This is a genomic window from Acinetobacter sp. DL27 (genome assembly GCF_055810995.1).
Genome location: NZ_CM147947.1, coordinates 512,645 through 531,169, shown reverse-complemented (window position 1 = coordinate 531,169; position 18,525 = coordinate 512,645). Strand labels below are relative to the sequence as shown.

Below are 18,525 nucleotides of genomic sequence, written 5' to 3'. Positions count from 1 at the left end.
AATTTAAGCGCTAGTTTGTTTGAGATAAAATTGGGCTTTTTTACAACACGATATTTAAAAATGGTGCACTACAAATTAAAGTAACAGCTACCACCGCACCTATAGCCGCTCCCACCAACACATCACTTGGATAATGCAGCCCTAAAATCATGCGTGACGCGGCAACCAAAACAGTAAAAGGCAACATGAGCACCAATAAAATTGGCTGTACAAAGCCTAATAACGTACTGACCATCACTGCATGTAAAGTATGACCCGAAGGAAAACTAAAGTGATCGAGAGGTCGCTCACCCATTCGAATCACCTGATGTACTTGATAAGGTCTTGGGCGAATAGTTTTGATTTTTAAGACTTTATAAATTAAGGTCCCGCACAATGAACCAAGAACCAAATACACGATTTGCAAACTGTAGACCAATCCTTGCAACAACCAAGTTAAAGCCAACATCGTGTACCAAAAGATACCATCCCCCAATCGACTGATCCGCTTAAAAAAATTGGCTACAGTATGCGAATGGGAAAAATGATTGAGATAAACACAGCCTTTTAAATCTAAATCTAATATTCTTATTTTTGCAGTTTTAAGATTCATACCACTTCTCCTTAACAACAATGTTGAAAGTTCAGCTGGAAAATCATTGTTATATGACGATTTAATTCATCAAAATCGCTTCTCGTTAAGCTCATATTAAAGGGTATTTTTGACAGTTTGATGATTTAAGTTAAAACCCATCAAAATTACCCAACTCATTTTTATCACTGACGCTTTTAATACAGCTATTGGTTAAGGTACTGCCTTAATATTTGCCGCGTGATATAAGGCTTGCTCAAACTGTTTTACAGGATACTGCCAGCCCACACTTTCAATTTCTTGACGCGCTTGAGTTCCCATACATCTGAGAACCTTTTGCTCTGGCAACTGAATAATAGTTTGCATAAAGTGTGCCACTTGTCCAAAAGGACTCAACCACCCTGTTATACCTTGCTTAATATAACGCTGTGGACTGGCATAGTTATAGGCCACCACTGGCAAACCACTGGCCATGGCTTCGAGTACCACATTACCAAAAGTCTCTATTTGACTAGCAAAAACAAAAGCATCTGCACTGGCGTAGGCTTGAGCGAGTGACTGCCCTGTTAAGCTTCCCGTAAAAATAACATCTGAGCCATTTGCCATCTCAGTTAAGCGCTTACGATCTGGCCCATCCCCCACAACCACCATTTTCAACTTGCGTGATTGCTGCTTCTTGATATTCAAATAACTTTCAATGAGCACATCGACTTCTTTTTCTGGAGATAAACGTCCCACATATAGCAACACAGAAGTATTAGCATCTGCATGCCAACGCTGACGCAATTGTTCTGAGCGATGCTCTGGATGGAAGCGAGCTGTATCCACTCCTCGCCCAACCTCAACCAAGGGGCAAGTCACACCAAAGGCCTTAAGTTGATTTAATGTGGTTTGACTCGGCACACAGGTGAGTACCGTATTGTTATGAAACCAGCGAAGATAACTTTCAATCGGTTTGACCAGCAAAGCCAAATCAAAGAAGCGGCTAAAGTCATGAAAAGTTGAATGGAAACCACTAGACACTGGAATTTGATGTGCTTGAGCAGCATACAGTGCCGTCAACCCCAACGGTCCTTCCGTCACAATATGGACCACATCTGGTGCGAAGCATTCAATCGCTTTGCTGACTTTGACATACTGTGGCATACCAAACTGCATGTCGGCATATTTAGGAATGCTTTTTGCCCAGACCAAACACTCCTGTTCTGCCTGAAAGTCGGCACATATGTTTTTTTGTATTGGGCGGATGAGCTGAATACGATGTCCCAGTGTCTGCAAACCTTTACACAGTTGTAACAAAGAGTTCGCCACACCATTAATTTCTGGTGACCATGTTTCCGTCACAATGGTTATTTTTAACCGCGGGCGAACCAGATCTTTTAAAACACTTATTTCTTCTATGCTGTTTTTGTTTTGGTGTAATTTAAAATAAAACTTAAAACTATCTGGAAAATCTTGTTGTTTTAGCAGGCCCGCAGTGGATATGTAAGACATATGACACCTATTGCTTGATTTTCCCTTAGCATAGATGTCGAGTTTGACAGTTTGATGATAAATTCATGACAGATTTAATATGGACCACCAGCATATTTTAAAGATTATCTAGTCATCTCTTTTCTTTTCAGCGCCCAATCTTGGTTATCCCTTTCAATTCGATAAGTTGGCAAGTTCATCAAACCAATCCATGCAAATAATTTTTCCAACCGCTCCACTTTTTCAGGGTTAAACTGCTGTGTCTCTCGTTCTTGTAAGCGCTTTAATTCCTGATAGGTAGATAAACCTAAGGTCACATCTACAAATGCTTCTTTCGGAATTTTGGTGGTATATATTGGTCTAGTAAGAAGCTCCACCCGATGCCAAAGTTGACCATTCAACTCAAACTCCCTTTGAGTTGAATAATGATATCCGATATTCGCTGATGAGATATTTTTAACAATTCGAACTTCTTCCTCATATGTCCATTCTTGCATTTTATAAAAGGAAACCATGCTTCAGAAGATTTTCATTCACTTGCTAATTTAATAAGCTCGAATTGCCTATTGAAAGTAAATTATCAATATTGGCTGCATTAACACCTTTAGGAACTGTTTTCAAATATCTAACTTCGCCCTTCTGGGCTGGAATTACATATTGATCAATATTTTCAAAGCCTGCTTTTTTAGTATCAATACCTATGACCATTCCTTTGTAGCTATCAGCATAATGCGACCACATCAGTGGATTCAAAGCCGTTCTAGTTAGACTCAAAATACAATATTTTCTCGAAAAGCGATTGCGGAATGCATTGATTGCAACTGACAAGGAAACGTCTAAATCATAAAGCCCCAAACCAGTTCCTTCAAATGGATCATTAAAGTCCTCTAAATGAGAAAACCCCAAAGTACTTGTTTCTAAAATCTTTAATCCAGCTTCAAAACTGACATATTTATATAAAATCATTTTTGTTATCCAATAAAAAAACCCTCGCTTTCGCAAGGGTTTTATAGCATATCAATCAGCTAGATCAGAGAATTAGTTCTTCTCTTTATCTACGATCTTGTTTGCTTGAATCCAAGGCATCATCGCACGCAACTTACCACCAGTTACTTCAATGCCATGCGCTGCGTTTTGACGACGACGCGCAGTCATTGATGGGTAGTTCAACGCACCTTCGTTAATGAACATCTTCGCGTATTCACCAGATTGGATACGTTTAAGTGCATTGCGCATCGCTTCACGAGACTGTTCGTTGATTACTTCAACGCCAGTTACATATTCGCCATATTCAGCGTTGTTTGACACTGAATAGTTCATGTCCGCGATACCGCCTTCAAACATCAAGTCAACGATTAGCTTAAGTTCGTGTAAGCATTCGAAGTAAGCCATTTCAGGTGCATAACCTGCTTCTACCAAAGTTTCGAAGCCCATTTTCACAAGTTCTACTGCACCACCACAAAGAACTGCTTGCTCACCAAATAAGTCAGTTTCAGTTTCTTCACGGAAAGAAGTTTCGATGATACCTGTACGACCACCACCGACGCCTGAAGCATAAGAAAGTGCTAGGTTACGTGCATTACCAGACGCATCTTGATGAATCGCGATTAAGTCAGGAACACCTGAACCACGTTGGTATTCAGAACGCACTGTATGACCTGGTGCTTTTGGTGCAACCATGATTACATCAAGGTCTGCACGTGGAACAACTTGGTTATAAAGAACAGAGAAACCATGGGCAAATGCTAATGTTGCACCTTCTTTAATGTTTGGCTCAATCACGTCACGATAAAGTTGTGATTGGAACTCATCTGGAGTCAAGATCATGACTACGTCAGCTTGTGCTACAGCAGCAGGAACTTCAGCAACTTTAAGACCTGAATTTTCAGCTTTTTTCCAAGAAGTAGAACCAGCGCGTAAACCTACAGTTACGTCCACACCAGAATCTTTAAGGTTAAGCGCGTGTGCGTGACCTTGTGAACCGTAACCAATGATCGCTACTTTCTTAGATTGAATGATAGATAAGTCGCAGTCTTTATCGTAAAAAATTTGCATTGCTGTCTCCGCTAAAATGCTTGGTATTCTGTAATTCCATCAAGGGGTTTATTGTTTGATGAAATCCCCCTCTTTCTCAAAAGGAGGTTGAATCGTGTTAATGAATTAAATGGTTAAAACTTTTTCGCCACGCGCGATGCCTGAAACACCTGAGCGTACAACTTCCAGAATGGTGTTCTCTGCGAGTGCATCAATAAAACCATCAATTTTTTCAGTCGTACCCGCGATTTGAATGGTGTAAGTCGTTGGGGTGACATCAACAATTTGCGCACGGAAAATGTCCGCAGTCCGTTTGATTTCAGCACGTGCCGAGCCAAGTGATTTGACTTTAATCAACATCAACTCACGCTCAATGTGCGCACCTTCAGACAAATCAACCACTTTCACCACTTCAACCAATTTGTTGAGCTGTTTGGTGATTTGTTCAATTTTATGGTCATCGCCATAAGTCGTTAATGTCAAACGCGATAAGGTCGGATCTTCGGTTGGTGCAACGTTTAAGGTCTCAATGTTATAACCACGTTGAGAAAATAAACCCACCAACCGAGAAAGCGCACCAGCTTCGTTTTCTACAAGTACAGAGATAATGTGTCTCATGACGTGCGCTCCCCTTTACCTAACCACATATCTTGCATTGACTGACCTGCAATAAGCATTGGATAAACATGCTCTGTACGATCAACCATCACATTAATAAATACACATTTATCATTGATCGCCATTGCTTCAGCAAGCTTCGACTCTAGCTCATCCGCATGGTCAATTTGGATGCCAACATGACCATATGCTTCCATCAATTTAGGGAAGTCAGGTAATGAATCAATATAAGAACTTGAGTGACGTCCTTCATAGTTCATATCTTGCCACTGCTTCACCATGCCTAAAGCTTGGTTATTCAAGCAGAGGATTTTTACGTTTAGGCCATATTGCTTACACGTCGAAAGCTCTTGGATACACATCTGAATCGATGCTTCACCCGTGATACACACCACTTGTTGGTCAGGGAAAGCCAATTTCGCCGCCATCGCATAGGGTAAACCTACACCCATGGTGCCTAAGCCACCTGAGTTAATCCATTGGCGTGGACGTTTATACTTATAATAGTTCGCACCAAACATTTGATGCTGACCTACGTCAGAAGTAATGATCGCATCACCATTGGTGATTTTATCCAACGCTTCCACCACTTGTTGTGGTTTCATTACCCCATTTGCACCAGACTCATAACGCATGCCGTGAACTTTACGCCATTCATTGATTTGCGCCCACCAAGCAGCCATGTCCTCAGGATTTGGTTTAGACACATTCATTTGTTTTAACTGTGTCAACATTTCTTGAAGGACAGGTTCTACCGCACCCACGATCGGGATATGTGCCATGATAGTTTTTGAAATCGTCGCAGGGTCGATATCAATATGAATCACTTTGGCATTTGGACAGAATTTTGCTGGATTATTGGTTACACGGTCATCGAAACGCGCACCGATACACAAAATCACATCAGCATTGTGCATGGTCATATTGGCTTCATAGGTACCATGCATACCCAACATGCCAATAAACTGCGGATCATTACCAGGGAATGCACCAAGCCCCATCAAGGTATTGGTGACTGGGAAGCCCAAAATATGCGCCAGTTCAGTTAACTGTGCAGAAGCATTCCCCTGAACCACGCCACCGCCAGTATAAATCACAGGACGTTTAGCATGAATCAGCTCTTCAATCGCTTTACGAATTTGACCTGAGTGACCACGATGCGGCGGTTGATACGAACGCATCTTCACTTTTTCTGGGTATTCGTAAGCAAATTTCTCAGCTGGATTGGTTGCATCTTTTGGAATATCGACCACAACTGGACCCGGACGACCAGAAGCTGCAATATAAAATGCCTTCTTAATAATCGAAGGAATTTCGCTGGCATGGCGCACTTGGAAACTATGTTTTACGATCGGACGAGAAATACCGACCATATCTGTTTCTTGGAATGCATCTTCACCAATTAAATGTGACGCAACCTGACCTGACAAAATCACCATTGGGATTGAGTCCATATAAGCCGTTGCAATTGGAGTCACAGTATTGGTTGCACCCGGACCTGAAGTCACGAGGACCACACCCGTCTTACCTGTTACGCGTGAGTAAGCATCTGCCATATGACCAGCAGCTTGTTCATGGCGCACGAGGTAATGATTGATTTTGTCTTGTTGAAAGAACGCGTCGTAGATATGTAAAACTGCGCCGCCTGGGTATCCAAATACATGTTCAACGCCTTCGTCCGCCAATGCGCGAACGAGCATTTCACCACCAGATAAAAGTTCCAACGTGATTCACCCTAATCTTTATCACTGCAATGGTGGAAGGCACCAGCAGTGTTTCATTCATTGATTGTCTGCACTGTTATAGCACACATATTTCTTAGTTTTCATAGCAATAGGAAAAAATTCTGATCTGTATGCTGTTTGAGCAATATGAGATCTAAAACGTGTTGGGATAAACACATTTTTTTACTTTGTTCACGGTCTCGGCTAGAAAGCGTGTCCATTGCATGAAATGACACTTTATCGAAGGGTGATCGAGTAAAGGCATATAAAACTAAAGACAGCATTTTTAGGAGTTTCGTGACTAAAGTCAAGTTTAAAAATTAGCTTTTTTTTGTTTATTTACAGAGCGTTTGTTTTTTATTCATCGCGGACAAAGAAAACTGAGTCGCTTTTTCTCGGTTTTTTAGTTCAAAAACAAATAGATTTCTATTTCACTGAATTTATTAATAAAAAAACATAATAAAACCCATAAATAAGTTTAATAAGATATTCACTTAAATTTAAATCCAATATCTATCTCAGATTTTTTCAGTTTTAAATATAGATCAGCATTTGTTCATCAGGTTTTAGCATAACCTTCTTATTTTCATACTGTGCCATAACGCATATTTCACACGTTAAACTGAGGATTTGACCTGCAAAATATTTCAAAAAACTCAGATGAAAAAATGTATCAAGCGATGCTTATTGTTCTAAAATTGGCATAAAATAACGACAACGATAAACCCGATAAAATCCAATGACTCCGGATATAAAAAGGACAATGGTAGATGAGTATTCAGTTTGCAAAAATGGCAGCATGTTTGGTGGGGATGGGGCTTGCAATAGGCAGTACACAAAGCTTTGCCAAGACGTATTATAAGTGGGTTGATAGCCAAGGCTCGACACATTACACCACGACACCTCCACCCAAAACAGCAAAGAAAAAAGGCAAAGTCGACACCTATGGTTGGAAAAATTCACCACAAGCTGCGTCATCGGAAGCACCTGCCAATATACCAAATACCGTACCAGCTCCCCCCAATGCTGTACCAAGCGCTGCTCCAGCAGCACCAGCAATAGTTGATTTAGAAAATCAACGACGTGAAGCGAATGAAGCACTTCAACAAGGCCAACAAGTCCGCCCTGCGGTTTAATCATTCCGTACGGTTCCAGATTTATTTTCAGCTTGTTTAATTTCCTGCACAAAACATAGCGCAAAATTCACTTTTAGGTGCATTTTGCGCTATGCTGTGCAACAAACTTTTTAACCATTGTTCTACATACGTATATGACTACTCACATTGACCCTGAATATCAAGCGAGCGCGATTGAACCTACCGTCCAACAAGACTGGGAAGCTCGTAAAGCCTTTAAAGTTGCCGACTCTGTAGAAGGTCCACGTCGTTATATCCTCTCGATGTTCCCTTATCCAAGTGGCAAACTGCATATGGGTCATGTGCGTAACTACACCATTGGTGATGTCATCAGTCGTTTCCACCGCCTTAAAGGGGAAACCGTCCTGCAACCTATGGGTTGGGATGCTTTTGGTTTACCTGCTGAAAACGCTGCGATTGCACACCAAGTTGCACCTGCAAAATGGACCTTTGAAAACATCGCATATATGCGTGACCAATTAAAAAAATTAGGTCTATCAGTCGATTGGGATCGTGAATTTGCAACGTGTACCCCTGAATACTACCGCTGGGAACAGTGGTTGTTCGTGCAACTTTATAAAAAAGGCCTCATTTACCGTAAACTTTCAACAGTAAACTGGGATCCTGTGGATCAGACTGTACTGGCTAATGAACAAGTTGAAAATGGTCGTGGCTGGCGTTCAGGTGCATTGGTTGAAAAACGTGATATTCCAATGTATTACTTCCGCATTACTGACTATGCGCAAGAATTATTAGACGATTTAGACACATTAAAAGACGGTTGGCCACAGCAAGTCTTGACCATGCAACGCAACTGGATTGGTCGTTCACAAGGGATGGATATTACCTTCCCTTCTGCAAATCCTGACGTATATGCAGATGGCTTAACAGTATTTACAACACGTGCTGACACCTTAATGGGTGTGACTTATGTTGCTGTTGCAGCAGAACATCCAATGGCGCTGAAAGCTGCGGAAAATAATGCTGAACTTAAAGCATTTATTGAAGAATGCCGTATGGGTTCTGTGGCTGAAGCTGACCTTGCCACTGCTGAAAAGAAAGGCATGGCAACAGGTCTGTCTGTAAAGCATCCTGTCACTGGCGAAGCAGTTCCTGTTTGGATTGCCAACTACGTGTTGATGTCTTATGGCTCTGGCGCAGTGATGGCTGTACCTGCACACGACGAACGTGATTTTGAATTTGCCAATAAATATGGCTTAACCATTAAACAAGTGATTGATGCTCAAGGTGCAGACGATGCAGACTTTGATGCTGCACAATGGCAAGAATGGTACGGCTCTAAAGAGGGTAAATTGGTCAATTCTGCTGAATTCGACGGTTTAGACTTTCAAGCAGCTTATGATGCGTTCCTTGCGAAATTAGAACCAACAACTCTTGCAAGCACCAAAGTTCAGTTCCGTTTACGTGACTGGGGTGTATCGCGTCAGCGTTATTGGGGTTGCCCAATTCCAATGATCAACTGTGAAAAATGTGGTCAGGTTCCTGTACCTGAAGAGCAACTTCCAGTGGTCTTACCGACTGATGTCGTACCTGATGGCTCGGGGAACCCATTGAACAAGATGCCTGAGTTTTATCAAACCACTTGCCCAAGCTGTGGTGGTGATGCGCGTCGTGAAACTGATACTTTAGATACCTTTGTAGAGTCATCTTGGTACTATGCACGTTATGCATCTCCTGATTTTACTGATGGTTTAGTTAAACCTGAAGCTGCTCAAACATGGCTTCCAGTAAATCAATACATCGGTGGTGTTGAACACGCGATTCTGCACTTACTTTATGCACGCTTCTTCCACAAATTGATGCGTGATGAAGGTGTAGTACAAGGTAATGAACCATTTACCAATCTATTAACTCAAGGTATGGTTTTGGCAGACACTTATTACCGTGAAGCTGAATCAGGCAAGAAAACTTGGTTTAACCCTGCAGATATCGACCTCGAACGTGATGAAAAAGGGCGTATTCTGTCTGCGAAATACCAAGGTGATGGTCAGGACGTAATTGTTGGTGGCCAAGAGAAAATGTCGAAATCGAAAAATAACGGTATCGACCCACAAGCTATTATTAATCAGTACGGTGCAGATACGGCACGTGTGTTCATGATGTTTGCAGCTCCACCAGATCAATCACTCGAATGGTCTGATGCAGGTGTGGAAGGCGCAAACCGTTTCTTGAAACGTGTATGGCGTTTGGTTGCCAGCTTCCTTGAAAAAGGTAATGCAGCCTTTGCAATTGATACTGCTCAACTGTCTACAGAAGCACAAGACTTACGTCGTAAAACGCATGAAACCATTCAAAAAGTGGGTGATGACATCGAACGCCGCCATGCCTTTAACACGGCTATTGCAGCGATGATGGAACTATTAAATGCGAACAATAAATTTGAAGCGAAAAATGATAATGATGTTGCGGTTGCTCGTGAATCGATTACAACGCTTTTAACTTTACTTGCACCATTTGCACCACATTTAAGCCAGACTTTATTGGCTGAATTCGGACTGGACTTAACCAGCGTGTTGTTCCCGACTGTAGACGAATCTGCACTCACACGTAATACGCAAACGATTGTGGTTCAAGTGAATGGTAAACTGCGTGGCAAATTAGAAGTGTCTGTCGATACATCGAAAGATGAATTGCTTGCATTGGCTAAAGCCTTGCCAGAAGTTCAACAATTCTTGACAGGTCCAACCAAGAAAGAAATTGTGGTGCCAAATAAATTAGTGAATTTGGTGGTTTAAAAAGCTTTAAAACTCCTTCTTAGGTTCCCTCTCCTGAAGAATTGTTTAAGCACTGCTTTAAACAATTCTGCAAGTGAGGGCTAGGGAGAGGTAAACTCCCCTCATCCTAACCTTCTCCCTAAGGGAGAAGGAACTGAAAATGATAAACAAAACCCAAACAAAGCCCGTTGCCAGTCAACGGGCTTTGCACATACAATCACGGCATATTATTTTTCTTTTATAAAAAAGAGCAAACAGAGGACAACACATGCATTTAGGCAAACGTTTGGCAGCTATTGTTTTAACTTGTGGCCTAAGTGCGGGCTTGGTCGGGTGTGGCTTTCACTTGAAAGGCATCAATCCAAGCGCAACACCGATTGCTTATTCAAAAATGAATTTGGTGCTTCCGAAGAACACCGATGAATTGCATGAAAAATTGGCCATTTATTTAGGTGCGTCGGGTGTACAGCTGAGCAGTGGTTCAGATGCCTATGTGCTTCGCGTGCTAGATTATAAACCGCAGCGTTTAGAGTTGAACGGTAAACTGATTGAAGTATTATTACGCCTCAATGTCACCTTCCGTATTGAAGATGCGCAAGGCCGTCCAATCACTGAACCACGGACCGTAGTTGCAACGCGTAGTTATCAATACAACGTTGAAACCGTTAACACCGATGACCAAGAGAAAAACTATTTGAATCAAGTCATCGTGGATGATGTCGCGCAGCAAATTGTGCGTCAGATTTCATCGAACCGTCTACCACCTGCACAGCAGTAAGGTTTATTAACAATGAAACTTGACTATTTGCAAGCCTTAAAACGTGTCGATGAAGCTCGCGGTGTGTGGATTATGCAAGGTCAAGAACCATTGCTTGAGCAAAATTTACTGGATGCGTTTCGAGCAAGTTGGCAAAAGCAAGAAATTGAACGACAACGGCATGACATTAGCAATGTCAATGACTGGAAAAATGTCTTTAATGCACTCTATAGTTTGTCCTTATTTTCAAGTCAGCTTGCCATTGAAGTTCATGGCAATATTAAGCCCGATGCTAACGCTTTAAAGTTGCTAAAAAGCTATATCCAAAACAATGAACAGAACTTGCTTTTGGTGGTGATGCCAAAACAGGACAGCGCCAGCCTAAAAACGGGCTTTTTCCAAACGGTTGAAGCCAATGGCGTGCATGTTGCCCTGACCGCAAATTATCCGCGTGACCGTCAGCAGATTTTAAGCATTGAAGCAGATAAGCTTGGGGTTAAACTGAGTCAGGATGCATGGCAATGGTTAGAACAACACCATGAACACAACTTACTCGCAGCTAAAAATAGCTTAATGCGTGTCAGCGACACCTTTGCCGAGGTTGAGCTGATTCAGATTGATCATTTACATGCCTGCTTACAAGACCAGTCCCGCTATAGTACTTTCGATTTGAGTGATGCTCTGCTCGAAGGCAATCTGGCGCAATCGATTAAAATTTACCAATACCTGATTGCCTCAGGTGAACCCCTTAGTCTGATTTTGTGGAGTATCAGTAAAGAAATGCGTTTACTCATGCAACTGTTTGAGCAACCGCAAAATGCACTACAACTGGGGATTTGGAAGAATAAAGTCAGCGTCTATCAACACGCCTTACGTCGACTGAACCCGCAGTGCTTTTTAACGTGGCCCAGTCTCCTGCTTCGCATTGATGCTTCGATTAAAGGTTTGGGGCATGAAAATGCTGAACATGTCGTGATGCAAGCCATTGCAACGCTGTGTGGAAAGTCACTCTTTCCCGCTTAAATTACCGCAACGAGTCTTTTAAAAATAATAATCATTTCTATTTGTTCAAAAAATTCACGATTTATCCGTATTTCGCTTTTATACTATCTGCAATTCTGTTTACTCCCTGATTCCAATGCAAAAAATAAAAGCTGTCAAAATGGTTATCGCGGTACTCTGTGTTGCCGTACTTGCTTATGTCGCGTGGACATATTTCAAACCAAAACAAGAACAACCACAGTATATTAGCGAATCCGTCACTCGTGGTGATCTTGAAAATACGGTATTGGCGACAGGTACTTTAGATGCAACCAAACTGGTGAGTGTCGGCGCACAGGTCTCAGGTCAAGTACAGAAAATGTATGTGCAACTGGGCGATGAAGTTAAACAAGGTCAATTGATTGCGCAGATTGATTCAACCACTCAAGAAAACAGCTTTAAAACAGCAGAAGCCAATATTAAAAATTTGCAAGCGCAGCGTCTACAACAGGAAGCCAGTCTTAATGAGGCGCAACTGGCATATAAGCGTCAACAGCAAATGTATGCGCAAGATGCCACATCAAAAGCAGAATTAGAATCGGCTGAGGCCAGCTATAAAACAGCACAAGCACAAATTAAAGCGATTGATGCACAGATTGAATCTGCAAAGGTGACTAAGTCGACCGCGCAAACCAATATCGGATATACCCGCATTGTGGCACCGACTGATGGTACCGTGGTGGCGATCGTGACTGAGGAAGGTCAAACTGTAAACGCCAATCAAAGTGCGCCGACTATTGTTAAAATTGCAAAATTACAAAATATGACCATTAAGGCGCAGGTCAGTGAAGCGGACATCATGAAAGTTGAAAAAGGCCAACAGGTGTATTTCACCACTTTAGGTGATGACAGCAAGCGTTATGCTAACCTACGTCAAGTTGAGCCCGCGCCAGACTCGATTACCGATGAAAGTACCACCAGCACATCAACCAGCACCGCAATTTACTACAATGCTCTATTTGATGTACCCAACCATGATGGCAAGCTACGTATTGATATGACTGCACAAGTCTACATCGTGCTCGATTCTGCAAAAAATGCGTTATTAGTCCCTTCTTCTGCAATTTCAACTCGTCCTGCAAATGCAAAGCGGAACAGCGGTTCAAATACGCAAGCAGCGTCATCGACACAAAGCAAATCGGACTCAGACCGACCTCAAGGTCCGCGACTTGAACGTCTGAATTTAAATGCAGCGCAACAACAATTGGTCAAAGAAGGTAAAGCTACGCTGAGCGTAGTCCGTGTCTTACAAGCGGATGGCTCAGCTCAACCCAAACAAATTTTGGTGGGTATCAATAACCGCGTCAATGCACAAGTGCTGGCAGGCTTAAAAGAAGGCGATCAAGTGGTGATTGCAGACAGTTCGGAGAATACTGCCGCTTCTGCCAATAGCAGCAACCGCCGTCGTAACAGTCCACCAATGGGAATGTAAGCATGACCAAAAAAGCCTTGCTTGAAGTCAGCAATTTGGTGCGAGAGTTTCCAGCTGGCGAAAGTACTGTCCAAATTCTCAAAGGCATTGACCTGACCATTTACGAAGGTGAATTGGTTGCCATTGTCGGCCAGTCGGGTTCAGGTAAATCCACCCTGATGAATATTTTGGGTTGTCTCGACCGCCCAACCTCAGGAAGTTATCAGGTTAATGGTCGCGAAACGGGTAAACTCGAACCGGATCAATTGGCCGAATTACGTCGTGAGTATTTTGGTTTTATTTTCCAGCGTTACCACCTTTTAGGCGACTTAACCGCAGAAGGTAATGTTGAAGTCCCTGCGGTTTATGCAGGGGCAACACCGTATGCACGTAAACAACGTGCCACTGCTTTACTGACAGAATTAGGGCTGGGCAATAAAACTCAAAACCGACCAAGTCAACTTTCTGGGGGACAGCAACAACGTGTCTCGATTGCACGTGCGTTGATGAACGGCGGTGATGTCATTCTCGCTGACGAACCGACAGGTGCCCTAGACTCGCATAGTGGCGTGGAAGTGATGCGGATTTTGCGTGAGTTAAATGCCGCAGGCCATACCATTATTTTGGTCACCCACGATATGCAAGTGGCGAAAAATGCTTCGCGGATTATCGAGATCAGCGATGGGCAAATCATTGCAGACCGTGTCAATCAACCTGAGCATGACACTGAACTACACAGCGACCCTGATGCAGAAACTGCGATTTCTGCCCAGCAAGAAAAAAATAAAAGTGTCTCTGCATGGCGTTCTCTGCTCGACCGTTTAGGTGAAGCCTTCCGTATGGCACTTTTGTCCATGAATGCACACCGCATGCGAACCTTTTTGACCATGCTCGGCATTATTATCGGGATTGCCTCCGTCGTGACGGTGGTAGCTTTGGGAAATGGATCACAACAACAGATTTTAAGTAACATCAGTAGTTTAGGAACTAACACGATTACGGTGTTCCAAGGTCGCGGTTTTGGTGATAACTCCAAAATGGCCAACTTTAAAACTCTTGTTCCTGCCGATGCTGAAGCGCTCGCCACCCAACCGTATGTGAGTGCGGTTAGTCCAATGGTGAGTTCATCCAAAACCATTCGCTATCAACAGAGTGAAGCCAATGCCACCATTAATGGTGTCGGCGGTGATTATTTCACAGTGAAAGGCCTGACCTTCAAAAATGGACAAACCTTTGACCAGCGGAGCGTCCGTGACCGCACCCAAGACGTGGTCATTGACACTAATACACAAAAACAGTTTTTTAGTGATGGTAGCAGTCCGATTGGGCAGGTCGTACTTTTAGGCAGTGTTCCTGCACGAATTATTGGTGTCGTCGAACCGCAAACCAGTGCCATGGGTTCCGATGATACTTTGAATGTATATATGCCCTACACCACGGTCATGAGTCGTATGCTCGGTCAGAGTAATGTGCGTAATATCGTGGTGCAAATCAATGATAAGTACTCCACCAGTGCGGCTGAAAACGCAATTGTGAACTTACTCACCTTGCGCCATGGTCAGCAAGATGTGTTCACCATGAACAGCGATAGTATTCGCCAAACCATTGAAAAGACTACCAGTACCATGACCCTATTGGTTTCTGCAATTGCCGTGATTTCTTTGGTGGTGGGCGGTATTGGTGTAATGAACATTATGTTGGTTTCAGTGACCGAACGGACGCAAGAAATTGGGGTTCGGATGGCGGTGGGTGCGCGTCAAAGTGATATTTTGCAGCAGTTTTTAATAGAAGCCATTTTAGTCTGCCTGATTGGTGGGGTTTTAGGCGTGTTGCTCTCGCTGGGTCTAGGACAAATCATTCAAAAATTTGCTGGGGGCAATTTCGGGGTTGCTTACTCAACCACGTCTATTATCGCCGCATTTGTATGCTCGACTTTAATTGGTGTGGTGTTTGGTTTCTTGCCTGCAAAAAATGCAGCCAAACTCGACCCTGTTGCAGCACTTGCCAGAGAATAAGGAAAAAATATGCCTTTTTTATTTACGCGCCTTTGTACCGCGATGCTGCTTGGCAGCACGTTGGTTGGCTGTGCAGCTGTGGTTAAAACACCTTATCAAGCACCTGCAGTAGAGACGCCGACTCAGTTTCAATACGACAAAGCAGCATCACATCAACGTCAACAAGCCTTGTATGCCGATCAATGGTGGACGTTATTTGGCGATGCACAGCTCAATCAACTGGTCGATGCCGTGCTAACCAAAAATGCCGATTTGGCCGTTGCAGGGATGACTTTAAAGCAAGCGCGTTTACAAGCAGAACTGGCTGAGAATCAGCAAAAGCCACGAGTGAACTCTACGGTGTCTACAGGTCATCAGTTCGACTTAAACTCAGGCAATGACAGCTCAAGTGGTCTGTCTTTGGGTGCTGGCTTAAGTTATGAAGTCGATTTATTTGGTAAATTGGCCCGTCAAACTCAGGCAAAAAGATGGGAAGCTCTTGCCACTGAGCAAGATTTACAAGCCACTGCTCAAAGCTTAATTGGCACCACGGCGAAATTATATTGGCAGTTGGCCTATTATAATGAAAGCCGTACAACGGCTGAGCAAAGCCTTGCAACCTCACAAAAACTCTACGATCTGGTTAAAGTTCAATATCAAGCTGGTGCTGTATCAGGATTGGACTTAACCCAAGCTGAACAGTCAGTTCAAAGTCAAAAAGCCAGTCTGAGTCAAATTCAGCAAAGTTTGGTCGAGACCCGTACCGCAATTGCCGTGTTACTGCATATGCCTGTACAGCAGTTGAGTATTGATGAACCACAGCGTTTACCACGCTTAGCTTTGCCTAGTATTGCTGCGGGCTTGCCTGCCGACATTTTGTCGCGCCGTCCAGACTTAAAAGCGGCTGAGCTCCGCTTGCGTGAGAGTTTAGCGACCAAAGATGCCACCACGGCGAGCTACTATCCTTCGATTAGTTTGACTGGGAATCTTGGTTCAAGCAGCACCTCGCTAACACAACTGCTGAAGAACCCTGCTCTAACCTTAGGCGCAAGTTTAAATCTGCCGTTCTTGCAATATAACGACATGAAACGTGACCTTGCGATTAGTCAATTGGACTATGAAAAAGCCATCGTGCAATATCGTCAGACCTTGTATCAAGCTTTTGCCGATGTTGAAAATGCACTGTCTGCACGAACTGAGTTGAGTCAACAAGTACAATTACAACAGCGGAATTTAGAACTTGCTGAGAAAGTGGAACGTTTGACCCAAGTGCGTTATCGCTATGGTGCTGTGGCTTTAAAAACCTTGTTGGATCAACAAGAAACCACGCGCACTGCGCGCTTAACGTTGGTCAATACCAAACAAAGCCAATACAACGCCTATGTGACGTTGATGCAAGCCTTGGGTGGAAGTCCTGTAAAAGAACTAGCAAAACAATAGTCCTAGCACTATTGTCTTGTTCTCTTATTCTTTCACCAGATCTGGATTATTCTGGATCTGGTGAATACGTTTAATATTGTCTTGATCATCAAAAACAATTTCATACGAAAGTTGCTGACCATCGAAATACATCTCGGCTGGAGAGCCAATCACTTCCCATAGACCAATCGAGGCAATATCCGCAGTCGTGTGCCATAACGTACGACTGATTCTGGCTGCTTTTGAGTAGCCTTGTTGGAAAGTATAAATCTCTTTACGCTCTCCATTGACGGTTTCTGAAGTAACTGGTGCACCCAATTCAGAAATCACATAATTACGGTGTTTTCCAACCTCTAAAACTGTCAGATTCTTTTTATGCGGCTGGTTACTCGCCATCACTGCGGCACAACCTTGAAGTGAAAGAAGAGTGACTAATCCTAAAACAACAGTTACTTTTTTCACGCTTTAACCTCCCCCGAAAGCTCAAAATTATATTTTTATCGACATTATCTTTAGAATTTTAATTCAACAAAAACTAGGATTTATTAGCATATAAAATATTCGATGACAAATAAATAATTATACTTTTTGATAAAACTTCAACTGATCAAACATCACTCAATGGAATATCAAGTCAAAACTCATAGAGTGATGTTGCTCATAGCTTTCGTGTTGACGTAAATATTACTGTTTTATATGCTGATCAAAATACAATCACACTTAATAAGATACTCAAAATGGTTATACGGCAAGTCTGTTATATAACTGTAGTTATGAGCTAGTAAGATTAGGAGTCAGCTCTTGAAAGATAAAAACTACAACCGAAACGTAAGCTTATTATGTCCTACTTGTGGCTGCTCTCAGTTTCTATATGAGAATGGCGTTGATGAAACCATCGAAATAGCTAAGTGTGCGTCTTGTGCACGAGAAGTCACAAAAGATGAGCTAATTCATGAGAACAGCGAAAACATAGACGAACATGTAAAAGAGATTGGCAAGGGTAGAACTGATGACATTGCCAAACAACTGCGCGAGTCCTTAAAGAAAGCCTTTAAAAGCAGCAAGAATATTAGGATAAAGTAATGGCATTTACTGTAGACGCAGCAAATATCATAGCTGGAATGGCATTATTTCTTTCTGGCTATGCTACATGGATTACCTTAAAGTTCAACAAACGCCAACAATCCCTAATTGATAGCCAAGAAAAGCTTAATAATTTACTTCTAAAAAGAGTCGAATGAAGCTGAAAACTCAAAAAAAGCAGATCTAGGTGCCTCATTTATAAAGTTAGGCAGCAGCAAATATAGACTGAAAATATGGAATAAAGGAACAGCCTGTGCCACGCACGTTAGAATTGAATTCCCAGAAGAAAACAACATTCTTATGCAATCAGAAATTGATGAGAAATTTCCTCTAGAAACACTTGAAACCTATCAATCAGTTGAACTGGTTGCAGTTGTGCACATGGGAACAAAAAGGAAGCATGCAATTCGTCTAATATGGTCAGATGCATCAGGAGAAAATAATGAGAAAGTTGTTTATCCAACGTTGTAAGCACATAACGACTTTTCCAAGACCAACTCTATTGTTTTTTTAATCTCGCTACTCTCTG

At 42.5% G+C, this 18,525-nt stretch carries 18 protein-coding genes; 10 read left to right on the top strand and 8 right to left on the bottom strand.

Annotated elements, in window-relative coordinates:
* Positions 1–40: 40 nt before the first annotated feature.
* The 7 genes from AC0KVP_RS02565 to AC0KVP_RS02535 all read right to left on the bottom strand — a co-directional run bounded on the left by AC0KVP_RS02565 (position 41) and on the right by AC0KVP_RS02535 (position 6,420).
* Positions 41–592 (bottom strand): phosphatase PAP2 family protein, encoded by a 552-nt coding sequence (locus AC0KVP_RS02565; protein ID WP_178904921.1) that lies wholly within the window; start codon positions 590–592, stop codon positions 41–43.
* A gap of 192 nt (positions 593–784) precedes the next feature.
* Positions 785–2,065: a glycosyltransferase family 4 protein gene (locus AC0KVP_RS02560; RefSeq protein ID WP_473338723.1), complete on the bottom strand. Its 1,281-nt coding sequence runs from the start codon at positions 2,063–2,065 to the stop codon at positions 785–787.
* A gap of 104 nt (positions 2,066–2,169) precedes the next feature.
* A complete protein-coding gene (locus AC0KVP_RS02555) occupies positions 2,170–2,541 on the bottom strand; it encodes a hypothetical protein (RefSeq protein ID WP_473338721.1) in 372 nt (123 codons plus the stop codon).
* A gap of 43 nt (positions 2,542–2,584) precedes the next feature.
* Positions 2,585–3,010 carry a DUF2971 domain-containing protein gene (locus tag AC0KVP_RS02550; RefSeq protein ID WP_473338719.1) on the bottom strand — a complete coding sequence of 142 codons (426 nt, stop codon included), beginning with the start codon at positions 3,008–3,010 and terminating at the stop codon, positions 2,585–2,587.
* Positions 3,011–3,082: 72 nt separating this feature from the next.
* Positions 3,083–4,099: a ketol-acid reductoisomerase gene (ilvC, locus tag AC0KVP_RS02545; protein WP_004983494.1), complete on the bottom strand. Its 1,017-nt coding sequence runs from the start codon at positions 4,097–4,099 to the stop codon at positions 3,083–3,085.
* A 105-nt stretch (positions 4,100–4,204) separates the two neighbouring features.
* Positions 4,205–4,696: an acetolactate synthase small subunit gene (gene ilvN / locus AC0KVP_RS02540; protein WP_004697653.1), complete on the bottom strand. Its 492-nt coding sequence runs from the start codon at positions 4,694–4,696 to the stop codon at positions 4,205–4,207.
* On the bottom strand, positions 4,693–6,420 hold the full coding sequence (locus tag AC0KVP_RS02535; protein ID WP_010327538.1) for an acetolactate synthase 3 large subunit: 1,728 nt from the start codon (positions 6,418–6,420) through the stop codon (positions 4,693–4,695). The genes ilvN and AC0KVP_RS02535 overlap by 4 nt, the downstream gene beginning before the upstream one ends.
* A gap of 770 nt (positions 6,421–7,190) precedes the next feature.
* Here AC0KVP_RS02535 and AC0KVP_RS02530 point away from each other — a divergent pair.
* The 7 genes from AC0KVP_RS02530 (at position 7,191) to AC0KVP_RS02500 (ending at position 16,934) form a co-directional block, all read left to right on the top strand.
* On the top strand, positions 7,191–7,556 hold the full coding sequence (locus AC0KVP_RS02530; protein ID WP_473338713.1) for a DUF4124 domain-containing protein: 366 nt from the start codon (positions 7,191–7,193) through the stop codon (positions 7,554–7,556).
* Between the two features lie 134 nt (positions 7,557–7,690).
* Entirely contained in the window at positions 7,691–10,312 is a 2,622-nt protein-coding gene (gene leuS, locus AC0KVP_RS02525) for a leucine--tRNA ligase (protein WP_178928284.1), read from the top strand.
* A gap of 247 nt (positions 10,313–10,559) precedes the next feature.
* The gene (locus AC0KVP_RS02520) at positions 10,560–11,069 is read left to right on the top strand and encodes an LPS-assembly lipoprotein LptE (protein WP_062031226.1); all 510 of its coding nucleotides are present in this window, start codon (positions 10,560–10,562) and stop codon (positions 11,067–11,069) included.
* A 12-nt stretch (positions 11,070–11,081) separates the two neighbouring features.
* Positions 11,082–12,071 (top strand): DNA polymerase III subunit delta, encoded by a 990-nt coding sequence (holA, locus tag AC0KVP_RS02515; protein WP_178928285.1) that lies wholly within the window; start codon positions 11,082–11,084, stop codon positions 12,069–12,071.
* A 115-nt stretch (positions 12,072–12,186) separates the two neighbouring features.
* On the top strand, positions 12,187–13,521 hold the full coding sequence (locus tag AC0KVP_RS02510) for a MacA family efflux pump subunit (protein WP_178928286.1): 1,335 nt from the start codon (positions 12,187–12,189) through the stop codon (positions 13,519–13,521).
* Between the two features lie 2 nt (positions 13,522–13,523).
* A complete protein-coding gene (locus tag AC0KVP_RS02505) occupies positions 13,524–15,515 on the top strand; it encodes a MacB family efflux pump subunit (RefSeq protein WP_178928287.1) in 1,992 nt (663 codons plus the stop codon).
* A gap of 9 nt (positions 15,516–15,524) precedes the next feature.
* Positions 15,525–16,934: an efflux transporter outer membrane subunit gene (locus tag AC0KVP_RS02500; RefSeq protein ID WP_473338709.1), complete on the top strand. Its 1,410-nt coding sequence runs from the start codon at positions 15,525–15,527 to the stop codon at positions 16,932–16,934.
* 24 nt (positions 16,935–16,958) lie between these two features.
* On the opposite strand, the gene AC0KVP_RS02495 is transcribed toward AC0KVP_RS02500, so the two are convergent.
* Positions 16,959–17,375 (bottom strand): hypothetical protein, encoded by a 417-nt coding sequence (locus AC0KVP_RS02495; protein WP_473338707.1) that lies wholly within the window; start codon positions 17,373–17,375, stop codon positions 16,959–16,961.
* Positions 17,376–17,714: 339 nt separating this feature from the next.
* On the opposite strand from AC0KVP_RS02495, the gene AC0KVP_RS02490 reads away from it, so the two are divergent.
* The 3 genes from AC0KVP_RS02490 to AC0KVP_RS02480 all read left to right on the top strand — a co-directional run bounded on the left by AC0KVP_RS02490 (position 17,715) and on the right by AC0KVP_RS02480 (position 18,467).
* Positions 17,715–17,996, top strand: a complete 282-nt coding sequence (locus tag AC0KVP_RS02490) for an ECs_2282 family putative zinc-binding protein (protein WP_473338704.1) — start codon at positions 17,715–17,717, stop codon at positions 17,994–17,996.
* A complete protein-coding gene (locus AC0KVP_RS02485) occupies positions 17,996–18,154 on the top strand; it encodes a hypothetical protein (protein ID WP_473338702.1) in 159 nt (52 codons plus the stop codon). Before AC0KVP_RS02490 ends, AC0KVP_RS02485 begins: the two co-directional genes overlap by 1 nt.
* A gap of 142 nt (positions 18,155–18,296) precedes the next feature.
* The gene (locus tag AC0KVP_RS02480; protein ID WP_473338701.1) at positions 18,297–18,467 is read left to right on the top strand and encodes a hypothetical protein; all 171 of its coding nucleotides are present in this window, start codon (positions 18,297–18,299) and stop codon (positions 18,465–18,467) included.
* The last annotated feature ends 58 nt before the right edge of the window (positions 18,468–18,525 follow it).

Excerpts from the sequence above, each read along its gene's own strand:
- holA (WP_178928285.1), top strand. The coding sequence starts at position 11,082 with ATGAAACTTGACTATTTGCAAGCCTTAAAACGTGTCGATGAAGCTCGC.
- AC0KVP_RS02565 (WP_178904921.1), bottom strand. The coding sequence starts at position 592 with ATGAATCTTAAAACTGCAAAAATAAGAATATTAGATTTAGATTTAAAA.
- AC0KVP_RS02510 (WP_178928286.1), top strand. The coding sequence starts at position 12,187 with ATGCAAAAAATAAAAGCTGTCAAAATGGTTATCGCGGTACTCTGTGTT.
- leuS (WP_178928284.1), top strand. The coding sequence starts at position 7,691 with ATGACTACTCACATTGACCCTGAATATCAAGCGAGCGCGATTGAACCT.
- AC0KVP_RS02520 (WP_062031226.1), top strand. The coding sequence starts at position 10,560 with ATGCATTTAGGCAAACGTTTGGCAGCTATTGTTTTAACTTGTGGCCTA.
- ilvC (WP_004983494.1), bottom strand. The coding sequence starts at position 4,099 with ATGCAAATTTTTTACGATAAAGACTGCGACTTATCTATCATTCAATCT.
- AC0KVP_RS02560 (WP_473338723.1), bottom strand. The coding sequence starts at position 2,065 with ATGTCTTACATATCCACTGCGGGCCTGCTAAAACAACAAGATTTTCCA.
- AC0KVP_RS02555 (WP_473338721.1), bottom strand. The coding sequence starts at position 2,541 with ATGCAAGAATGGACATATGAGGAAGAAGTTCGAATTGTTAAAAATATC.
- AC0KVP_RS02500 (WP_473338709.1), top strand. The coding sequence starts at position 15,525 with ATGCCTTTTTTATTTACGCGCCTTTGTACCGCGATGCTGCTTGGCAGC.
- ilvN (WP_004697653.1), bottom strand. The coding sequence starts at position 4,696 with ATGAGACACATTATCTCTGTACTTGTAGAAAACGAAGCTGGTGCGCTT.
- AC0KVP_RS02550 (WP_473338719.1), bottom strand. The coding sequence starts at position 3,010 with ATGATTTTATATAAATATGTCAGTTTTGAAGCTGGATTAAAGATTTTA.
- AC0KVP_RS02485 (WP_473338702.1), top strand. The coding sequence starts at position 17,996 with ATGGCATTTACTGTAGACGCAGCAAATATCATAGCTGGAATGGCATTA.
- AC0KVP_RS02505 (WP_178928287.1), top strand. The coding sequence starts at position 13,524 with ATGACCAAAAAAGCCTTGCTTGAAGTCAGCAATTTGGTGCGAGAGTTT.
- AC0KVP_RS02480 (WP_473338701.1), top strand. The coding sequence starts at position 18,297 with ATGCAATCAGAAATTGATGAGAAATTTCCTCTAGAAACACTTGAAACC.
- AC0KVP_RS02530 (WP_473338713.1), top strand. The coding sequence starts at position 7,191 with ATGAGTATTCAGTTTGCAAAAATGGCAGCATGTTTGGTGGGGATGGGG.